Origin of the sequence: Microbacterium marmarense (assembly GCF_037204165.1) — a bacterium.
GTDB classification, from domain to species: Bacteria; Actinomycetota; Actinomycetes; order Actinomycetales; family Microbacteriaceae; genus Microbacterium; species Microbacterium marmarense.
In genome coordinates this window covers 1-1,969 of record NZ_JBBDGL010000009.1, presented here as the reverse complement: position 1 = coordinate 1,969, position 1,969 = coordinate 1, and the positions used below count along the sequence as shown (strand labels likewise).

The window sequence follows — 1,969 nt, the reverse complement described above, 5'->3', positions numbered from 1 at the left end:
ACCAATGGTCCACATCGACCGTGACACGAAGTAGCGCGTCGTCACTGATCTTAGAGTCAGTGGTCAGTGTTTTCCCTGCTCAAGTGCTGTGAGCAGGTATCGACCGTAGCCGCTCTTCAACAGTGGCTCCGCCCGTGCGCGCAGTTCCTCGTCCGACAGAAAGCCCATTCGCCACGCGACTTCTTCGGGGCAGCCGATCGACAATCCTTGACGCTTCTGCACCGTGCGGATGAACTCGGTCGCTTCGCTCAACGAATCGAACGTGCCCGTGTCAAGCCAGGCTGTTCCGCGCGGGAGAATCTCGACCTTGAGATCGCCCCGATCAAGGTAGGCCTTGTTGACATCGGTGATCTCAAGCTCGCCGCGCGGTGACGGCTTCAGCTGCTTCGAGATCTCCACTACGTCATTGTCATAGAAGTAGAGGCCCGGGACCGCGTAGTGACTCTTTGGCTTCGCAGGCTTTTCCTCAAGCGAAACGACTTTGCCACCGCGATCGAACTCGACGACGCCGTACGCGGTCGCATCGTCTACCCAGTAGCCGAAGACCACCCCACCGGTGAGCTCGTTGTACTGCCTTAGCCTCGTTCCGAGCCCTGGACCGTAGAAGATATTGTCACCGAGCACGAGTGCGACGCTCTCAGAGCCGATGTGCTCTTCACCGAGGATGAATGCTTGCGCAAGTCCGTCCGGTGAGGGCTGCATCTTGTAGGTGATATTGATTCCGAACTGGCTTCCATCGCCCAGCAATCGCTGAAACTGATCTGCATCGTGCGGCGTCGTGATGACGAGAACATCGCGAATTCCCGCCAAGATGAGCGTGGCAAGCGGATAGTAAATCATCGGCTTGTCGTAGACGGGCACCAGCTGCTTCGATGAGCCGAGGGTGATGGGATGCAGCCGGGATCCAGTCCCGCCCGCGAGAATGATTCCGCGCATACAACCAGTTTCCCCTACCGCGGGTCAGCCACCAAACAGGTCAGCAGCGATTCTCTCTCGCGAGAGTGTCGTATGCGCTGCCGCAATCTGCACGTCGTTGGCACCCGAACCGACGTTGAGAGCGTTCAATCCCGACACTTGCGAGCCCGGAATAAACCACCAATGCTGCTGACCAGCCGCCACCTGTCGGGTGCGGTAACCGCTGATGACGGCGGTGCGATGCAGCCAAACGTCGTCCGCTGACGGAGTGAGCGAGCGAAAGACGTCGCCCTGGTCGAGGAGGGCTTGCTGAAGCGGAATGGGCAGAATCTGGCCTGAAACCGACGTAGCGAAGTGTGCGAAGCTCGGCTCATCATCGTCGCACGAGCGCCAGGTGGCGTACGGGAGAAAGCTATCGTCACTCATTCCGATGACGTGCGCCCGGTACGCGACGACGTGCTCCGGGTGCTGAAGATGCACGCGCATCAACCCTTCAAGCCACGTCGCGGGATAGACGATGTCGTCATCACTCAGCACGAGCGGAACGTCGAGCGCTGATTCAAGCAGATAGGGCCAGTACTTGGTGTGAACTCCGAACCCTGGCGGGCAGTACCGAATTTCCAGGCCCCGATGTTGCAACCGACGTAGCCGCCAATTTTGCCTCTTGGGCGGCGAATCGAGCCACAAGATCAATCGCCCCGGACGCATGGTCCCGCGCCCGATCGACTCCAGGGCCAACCAGACATCTCGGGTGCGTCTTCCGTGAGTCGTCATCGTGACGGTCACGGGACACGACGCGTCGACCACCTTCTCTCGCGCGCGAGGGTCGCTGTTGCTTCTCCAGAGAGTCGCGATATCTCGAGCGACTTCAGGCGGCGGACTGTCAACCGTGCCTGCGGAATGCGGCAACCCGCCGAATGTCTCCGCTGCGGTGCGTAACCCCCGGCGGACGCGCCCGAACATCGTGCCGGGAGCTAGATGCGTCATCCATCAACCATATAAGTGGCAGGGACCACTCTCAGCGGACGCCACGTTTGCCAGATACGCTGGTGTC

The 1,969-nt window shown here is 60.1% G+C and carries 2 protein-coding genes; both read right to left on the bottom strand.

Annotated elements, in window-relative coordinates:
• Positions 1-63: 63 nt before the first annotated feature.
• On the bottom strand, positions 64-936 hold the full coding sequence (rfbA, locus tag WDU96_RS13590) for a glucose-1-phosphate thymidylyltransferase RfbA (protein WP_337339069.1): 873 nt from the start codon (positions 934-936) through the stop codon (positions 64-66).
• Between the two features lie 24 nt (positions 937-960).
• The gene (locus tag WDU96_RS13585; RefSeq protein ID WP_337339068.1) at positions 961-1,554 is read right to left on the bottom strand and encodes a hypothetical protein; all 594 of its coding nucleotides are present in this window, start codon (positions 1,552-1,554) and stop codon (positions 961-963) included.
• Between the last annotated feature and the right edge of the window lie 415 nt (positions 1,555-1,969).

What these genes read in the sequence shown, in the direction of transcription:
- rfbA (WP_337339069.1), bottom strand. Translation starts at nt 936, where the DNA reads ATGCGCGGAATCATTCTCGCGGGCGGGACTGGATCCCGGCTGCATCCC.